This window comes from Bacillus sp. FSL K6-0268 (assembly GCF_038005425.1).
Lineage (GTDB): Bacteria > Bacillota > Bacilli > Bacillales > Bacillaceae_G > Bacillus_A > Bacillus_A thuringiensis_S.
The window spans coordinates 1-6,172 of the sequence record NZ_JBBOTF010000012.1 but is presented as its reverse complement, the minus strand read 5'-3'; the positions used below and the strand labels follow the sequence as shown (position 1 = coordinate 6,172).

Sequence of the window (6,172 nt, the reverse complement as noted above, 5' to 3'; positions counted from 1 at the left end):
ACAGTGCGCTACTACCCTATCAAAAAGAATCACAACAGTGCACAACAGTGCGCATCTATACACCTAACAGGTGACTATGCGAATTCGCTACTACCCACAACAGTGCGCTACTACCCTATCAAAAAGAATCACAACAGTGCACAACAGTGCGCATCTATACACCTAACAGGTGACTATGCGAATTCGCTACTACCCACAACAGTGCGCTACTACCCTATCAAAAAGAATCACAACAGTGCGCATTTACACAAACTCAAAAAGTTTGTCCGTTCCCCCCCAAAAACATCGACATGTTTTGTTCCCCGCGGGGCTTTTTTTCTTTCAAAATAACTCTAACGTTTTTTCACTAGCTGCTGAAAATTTTCAATCAAGTTTTATCAAACAATAAACAAACCTCAAAAACAGAACACCACATAATTTCGTCAGAAAAAAGGAGAGAAGAGCATAAGAAGTTTTTGTTCCCACCAAGGATGTGAAGCTAGGCAAAGCCTAGTGAAATCTTGGGTACAAAAGAATCCTCGAAAAGTCGACTCAAGGTACACTCATTTTTATCAAAGGTTGACTCAAGGTTTAGTCAAGGTACACACAAAATCATCTGAGGTTCACTCGAGGTCGACTCAAGTTTTTTCAAAAAATCATTTTTTTCATACAATAAACGAATAAAAAAAGAACTACACCATGAATAATTTTTTTCCTAAAACAAAATGTTTTTTTTAAAAATTCCCTTTCCCATTTTGATTCTTTTTTGATATACTTTTCTCAAACATTTCGTAATTAATTCTCTATTATCTACCCAAAAAAGAGCATTCTCCTTTTTGAGAATGCTCTTTTTTTATCATTTACCCATATGGATTTCTTTTTCATTCATCATTTGCAAAGCACGACTTACATTCACTTTCCCATTTCCATATTCAAGTGGATTCCCCAAAGGAATTGCCGATTTCTTTAATAACGCTCTTAATTTTTGGTTAGACATCATTCTATCATTTTCTAATAACAAAGATGCTACACCCACTACATGGGCCGCTGCCATTGAAGTTCCACTATCTAGCTTATAATCACCGTTATTCCATGTACTCCATATATCAACGCCTGGAGCCATTAATTCTAACTGTTCCCCTTTACTAGATAAAAACCCCCGTTGATTTTTATTATCCAACGCTCCAACCGCCATTACAGAATCAAATTTAGCTGGATAGGTAATCGAATTCCCTTCTTTATATCCTTCATTCCCTGCGGATGCAACAAGTAAGATCCCTTTCTCATACGCCTTATTCATAGCTTCTTCAAAAAATACAGATTCTTTCTTTCCACCTAGACTCATTAAAATAATATTCGCCTTATGTTCAATCGCCCAATCTATTCCCTTTACAACCGTACTGTATTTTCCATTGGCGTATTTATCTAACACTTTTACTGCATATAAATCCGTATCGGGTGCAATCCCTGTCATACCCATATTATTTTTTTGCGCCCCAATAATCCCTGCTAAATGTGTTCCATGCCCATTATCATCATCAAAATCTGAAGCATTCTCAACAAATGAAATCCCATCTTTTATCTTTACATCTGGATGCTCTCGATCTATCCCAGTATCTAAAATCGCAACAGAAGTTCCTTTTCCCGTTAAGGGAGAAACTCCTTTTTCTTTCGTATGTAACACATTAAACATCCCATTATGTAAAGAATCTTCTGTTCCATTTGCTTTTACATTTCCATCTTCTTCTACTTCCACAATTTCAGCATACTGTTTCAAATTATCACTTGGATCATAGGAAAATTCCGCTTTTACAATCGGCAAATTAGAATAAATCTCTTTTACTTCTCCACCTTGTCTCTTAATCAAATTTTCATCAACTTTATCTTGAAACATAATTAAATAATCATCTTTTTGCACGAACTCCTCTGCAAAAGAATATACATTTCCCCCACCTATACCAAATAACAATATAACTATCATCATCATTTTTTTCATTCTTTTATTCTCTCCATTACACACAAAAAATAAGGTGCAAAAGCACCTTATTTTTTGCTATATTGTTCTAATAAAAACTCACAAGCATTATCAGATTCTTTTTGTTTATTAATAGCCACTAATAGATATTTAGGCGTTATTGGGATATTAATCTCTTTTAAATATCCTTCATACTCATCAATAGTCGGATTTACATTACAATCATAAATCACTTGTAAGTTAATAGAATCAAAAAACTCTTTTTCTAAATCAAACGTCGTTTTTTTAGATAACCTTTTGTTAAATAAAGAAATAATCTTCAAAATTGCTTTTTCATCTTTTCTTTCTAAATCGTAATTAATGATTTGATGATAAAAAAAGAATCTATCAGGGTCTTCATGTAAAAACATAGTTAACATTAACTCTTTATGATATTTTAATTTAGAAATTTCTTGTTCAAAATCCACACCTAAACAACTCCAATTCTAAAATTTTAAAAATTAATATTTATAAAGCGATAGCACAAATTGCATAAGCAATTGTCCTAGCTGAACCTCCAGGAATACCACATTGACCAATCATAAAATCAATTAATCTATTTTGAATATGATCCTCAAAACTCTCTAATGCATCAGCAATCTTATCAGCGTTTTTTGATACATATTTTGCTTCTTTTGTACCAAGATCCAACCAATCAGCTACATATTTCGCTCCTTTTCCAGCTCCTCTAAGAGTAGCAACCACTGCACTTTTCTTCCAACCTTGAGCAGTTACTTCCCCATCCTCATCTGAAGGAACTGATTGATTTAAATCATTCACTTGATAATTCGTTTGTGGGAAATTCACCACATTATTTTTTACAGGTGTTTCTGTTTCAGCTGCAAAAGAAGATAAAGGCGCAACTGTTAAAAGTGCTGCAAATACCATTGTTGCTGGAATGATTTTCTTAAATTTAGATTTAATATGTAACATATATAATTCCTCCAAAAACTTTTATTTTTTTATACCTTAACAACCTTATATCTCAATGGAAGAATAAACAAGTCTGGTTATTCAAACCAAAATTAGATATATTTAAAAAGTAGCATTGGTTTTGTTAACCAAATAAAAGAAATCATCAATGAAATTAATAATTAATAAAATGAATTGTATTCTTTCAAATCAAAAGAAGCATCCACCTCTTACAAATGGATGCTTCCTCATTATCAATTTTCCACTTCCATGTCTTCTTGTAAACTACCGTTATATTGGAACTTTTCCTCTTCTGTTAACTCCACATATTCCCGATTAAATTTCAATAAATCAGGATTCCATTTCGCTAATAATTTATAATAATATTCATTGATATCCTTTGTTTTATACTTGTCCAATTCACCATTTTCATACTTTTTCGCATATTCCTTACACAACCCGCCATACACAATCAATTGACGTCCTTTTAACCCTTCATAAAACACATCAAATACTTCTTGACTACTCGCCATTTCATAATCCTTTGCCGAATACTTCGCAACCTCCGCAACTGCATTTCCTTCTCTAATCAGTTCTACTTTTTGTATATGTACTTGTGTAATCTCTGGAAGATCCGTCACCTCTCTCCACATCGATAACCACTCAGCTTGTTTAATATATAATTCTTTTCTTTTAAAATAATTTTTATCTACTACAAGTAAGACATGAAAGTGCGGGTTATAATCATCACGCTCTTTGTTATACGTCATTTCTAACTTTCTTATATATCCTTTGACAGATTTCATAATTCGTTCTCGTCTAAATAACTTACTAAACGCTTTATTAAATCTATCAATTTCACTTTTCACTAAGTCACCTTTTATATTCGGAGTCGTCAATGTTAAAAATAAAAACACTTTGTTCTCTTCCTGTTTCATAGCTTCCATCATCGTCGCAATTTTCATCGCATCCTTACAAGCCTTTCTCCAAGCACAAATTGGACAAAACCGATTTTTACAATCATTTCCCTTCACACGCCTACACTTTTTCCTATCTTGCGTTGTAATAAACTGATGAAACGTCCCACATGTACTAAACAATTCTCTGCCACTCTCACTCAATCTCATTTTAATTAACTCAAATATTTTTTGGTTTTGTTTCTTTTTTTGTCGATACTTGTGAAGTAATTCCTCTTGCTTTTCTTTTCTCATATTTGATATAGTAGTCTCAGCTTGTTTTTCAGATTTACACATAAATCTAACATACAAAAAAGGGTATCCTTTACCCTCAAACAAAGACCTGCTCCTTTCTCGGGGATTTATTGTTTTTTGCTAGTCACTTAAAACCATAAATCTATCCGCCTGAAAAAGCAAGTCTTTTTTTGTTGAAATCCCTTTGTTTTCAAGGGACGAAGACATACTTAGGTAACTATTTTCTGCCGAAAATAGTTACCTAAGTATTAAAATAGAAATTTGGCCCCAAAAAACAGGCCAAATTTGCTCTCAAAAACGACCAAAAACCGGTCGAAAAACAACCCCAAAAATCGAAGTTTTTTTAGCCCCTTTTTCTAAACCCAAATTCCACATCCAAACCTCGTACATATTTCAAATAATTTTTCAAAGAGGGAACACTATGTAAACTTTCTATGTTCGAAATCGTAGTAACAGATAATCCACTTCTTTCTGCCAACTCACTTTGCGTTAACTCTTTTTCGATTCGATAACGCACCAACGTCCCAATGACTCTTGCATACGCCACTTCAAATTCATCTTCACTTCCCCCTAATGCAATCAGTTTCATCCATGTGTCACGTCGAAATCTCGAACTTCCCTTCTCCATTCGTTTCTCTCTCCTTTTTTCAAGACTTACAAACCAAACTTACAACAAAACCTCGGACTTTGTCCGAACCTACAAGGGAACTCGTCCCCTTGACCCCTTTATAAAAACTTCTAATCCCCCACCCCCTTTTAGCAAAAAGGGGACTCCCTCGCCGGTAGGCACCCCCAAAACGGTTGTTTTGGAGGGAACAAGAGGATACTGGGCTTGTGGAGTGGTCAATTCCTTATGCTCACCTCCGGTTCCGCTACCATTTGACCACAGGTAAACAGTATCACTACTCAGGGGATAACCATCCCGTTGCAAGCACTTCTCCTCTTTATCAGTTGACATCTACAATTAGCTAAAAACAACAAATTCATTTTAAGACGTCTAACGTTCGTTTTAACGGTTTTTTTATCTAAACGTCTATTTGTACCAAAATGTTTTTAAAACATCTTGTACGGGGTTATTAGCGCCTTAAAAAGGATGACAGAACAGCTTGTTAGTGTAATCATGGTTCCCTATATAATTTCCTTGTGATATACTCACTTATGCCATATCTTGTCACTCACTCGCTATGGCATCAAACTAAAGGTGATCGTTCAAGTCGATTATTTTTCTGAAAGTGTTCGAATGTTTTTGGTTAGGAGGGCAAACCATTCTCATCGTCACAACAAGCACAAACACCTGATACTGACATGCAACAACATGCCGATATCAGGTGTTTGCTTTTTAATGCCCCGTATTAGCCTTGTAAGGCAAAATGATACCTTTTGACATTTTTGTATGTATGAAGTTCTAAAAACGTTACACAAGCTTGTTAAGCGTCTTAAAACGAACGTTAATAAAGTTAATTCCATTTTGATATCCCTCAACACATCGTACACCTAAATAACCGAAAACATAATACAACATCATTCCCTGCTTTCTAACAAGCCTCCCTATGCCTCGTCAAAAAGAAAAAATCCTATATGCCACGCTTCGTTCTATCTCCCAAAACTTTGCTATCTTTTTTAAAATCTCCCCGAGATCTATTCACACTTGTATAGTTACGTTTTTAAACTTTTAAAACACCCTTGAGGAATCATTTAAATACCCCGTAACACACATTTCTTTTGATGCGTATAACTGGGTCACTTCGTGATTAGTCATGTACCCAAACACGAAGAATCGAGCAAAGCGACAACCATTTTTTTAAACGAGGGAATGAAATCCCGAGAATAAAAAATGGTAAAGGTACTAGGAATTTTCCTAGCAAGTCAAAAACAACGTTTTTGGGGTTTACCCGGGTAAACCCGTAGCTTGCCATTTGCCCCTTCCAACAGGGGCAAATGGCAAGTGGTTAGCATCCTAATCCAATCCGTTATCTAAAGAAAAAAGAAAACAATATTCAGCAAGTACGCATCTATACACCTAACAGGTGACTATGCGAATTCGCTACTACCCACA

The 6,172-nt window shown here is 34.9% G+C and carries 5 protein-coding genes; all 5 read right to left on the bottom strand.

Annotated elements, in window-relative coordinates; all coding sequences use genetic code 11:
- Window positions 1–835: 835 nt before the first annotated feature.
- The 5 genes from MHI28_RS36085 to MHI28_RS36065 all read right to left on the bottom strand — a co-directional run bounded on the left by MHI28_RS36085 (window position 836) and on the right by MHI28_RS36065 (window position 4,744).
- Window positions 836–1,975, bottom strand: coding sequence for a S8 family peptidase (locus MHI28_RS36085; RefSeq protein WP_327947086.1), 1,140 nt, complete (start codon window positions 1,973–1,975; stop codon window positions 836–838).
- Between the two features lie 47 nt (window positions 1,976–2,022).
- Window positions 2,023–2,421 carry a DUF1878 family protein gene (locus MHI28_RS36080; protein ID WP_327947085.1) on the bottom strand — a complete coding sequence of 133 codons (399 nt, stop codon included), beginning with the start codon at window positions 2,419–2,421 and terminating at the stop codon, window positions 2,023–2,025.
- A gap of 40 nt (window positions 2,422–2,461) precedes the next feature.
- Window positions 2,462–2,926, bottom strand: a complete 465-nt coding sequence (locus tag MHI28_RS36075) for a hypothetical protein (protein ID WP_327947084.1) — start codon at window positions 2,924–2,926, stop codon at window positions 2,462–2,464.
- A gap of 233 nt (window positions 2,927–3,159) precedes the next feature.
- Complete coding sequence (locus MHI28_RS36070) at window positions 3,160–4,116, bottom strand: protein rep (RefSeq protein ID WP_327947087.1); 957 nt, start codon at window positions 4,114–4,116, stop codon at window positions 3,160–3,162.
- Window positions 4,117–4,459: 343 nt separating this feature from the next.
- Window positions 4,460–4,744 carry a helix-turn-helix domain-containing protein gene (locus MHI28_RS36065; protein ID WP_078187941.1) on the bottom strand — a complete coding sequence of 95 codons (285 nt, stop codon included), beginning with the start codon at window positions 4,742–4,744 and terminating at the stop codon, window positions 4,460–4,462.
- Window positions 4,745–6,172 lie beyond the last annotated feature (1,428 nt).

What these genes read in the sequence shown, in the direction of transcription:
- MHI28_RS36085 (WP_327947086.1), bottom strand. Translation starts at nt 1,975, where the DNA reads ATGAAAAAAATGATGATGATAGTTATATTGTTATTTGGTATAGGTGGG.
- MHI28_RS36065 (WP_078187941.1), bottom strand. Translation starts at nt 4,744, where the DNA reads ATGGAGAAGGGAAGTTCGAGATTTCGACGTGACACATGGATGAAACTG.
- MHI28_RS36070 (WP_327947087.1), bottom strand. Translation starts at nt 4,116, where the DNA reads ATGAGAAAAGAAAAGCAAGAGGAATTACTTCACAAGTATCGACAAAAA.
- MHI28_RS36075 (WP_327947084.1), bottom strand. Translation starts at nt 2,926, where the DNA reads ATGTTACATATTAAATCTAAATTTAAGAAAATCATTCCAGCAACAATG.